Origin of the sequence: Streptomyces himastatinicus ATCC 53653, assembly GCF_000158915.1 — a bacterium.
GTDB classification, from domain to species: domain Bacteria; phylum Actinomycetota; class Actinomycetes; order Streptomycetales; family Streptomycetaceae; genus Streptomyces; species Streptomyces himastatinicus.
This window is the reverse complement of sequence record NZ_GG657754.1, coordinates 2291276-2292321: the sequence shown is the minus strand read 5'-3', so window position 1 is coordinate 2292321 and position 1046 is coordinate 2291276. Positions and strand designations below refer to the sequence as shown.

1 pseudogene is annotated in these 1046 nt (G+C 79.1%); it reads left to right on the top strand.

The window, feature by feature from the left end:
* Positions 1-1042 (top strand): annotated as a pseudogene (locus SSOG_RS09060) (hypothetical protein); the annotation flags it as partial.
* Positions 1043-1046: the final 4 nt, after the last annotated feature.

Here is a 1046-nt window from a genome sequence, read left to right as displayed (position 1 = left end):
CGCCCGGATCGCCGCCACCCACCTCCCCGCCCCCGACGCGGGCGGGCTCCTCGCCGACGCCCAGGGACTCCCCGGCCAGCACCCCGACGTCCAGGCCGTCTGCGTCCGCTTCGCGGCCCGGCTGCTCGGCACCAAGCGCGCCTGGGAGCTGCTGACCGCCGCCGCAGCCGGGCGCCGCGAACTGCGCCACGCCGTCCTCCACACCCGGCCGCTCGACCTCCCCGAACTCCACCGCGAGCGCTACGCCCAGCTCATCCGCGTCGTCTGCGACACCGAGGACCCCGAGGTGGCCGCCTCAGGGCACGCGGCGCTCGCCCGCTGGTCGCCCTGGGCGCCGGACGCGGCCGCGCTGCTGGTCGCTGCCGTCACCGACCTCGGCAACCGGGCCAGTTGGCGGTCCGCCGCCGACGCCCTGCTCGCCCTCATGGCCGCCGCGCCCGACGGCACCTCCGAGGACAACCCGCTCGCCTGGGCGCTGGCCGCCCTCGTCACCGCCGACGCCCGCACCGGCATGCCCGACGCCGAACCGGACCGCGACCGGCCCGCCCGCCAGCGCATCCGCCACCTGGCCACGCGGCTCGCCCAGCACGGGCGGATGCGGCCGCGGGAGATGCGGCGCCATGCGCTCGGTGCCGCCGAACTCCTCGCCGGATACGAGACGTTCATCCCCGAGGCCGCCCAGGTCCTCGTCCAGGCCCTCGACCTGGACGCCCGGCCGAGCGCGCTCACCGCCGCGCTCGCCCGCCTCGCCCGGCTGCACACCTCCCGCCCCGCGCTCGCCGCCCGCACCGCCGACGTCCTGCGGGACCGGCTCGATGCCGCGTCCCGGCCGGGCGGACGGGAAGCGCTGCTGCGCGCCGCATGGCAGCTGGAGGAGGACGGCGGACACGCCGCCGGGCTCTTCGCCGCGGTGCTCACCGGCGTCGGCGGCCCCCGTACGGAATGGGCGGAGCCCTGGCGGGAGCGGGTGCGGGGGCTGCGGCGGCATCCGCACCCGGATGTGCGGGACGCGGCGCTGCGGCTGACGACGGCGGGGGAGTAGGGGG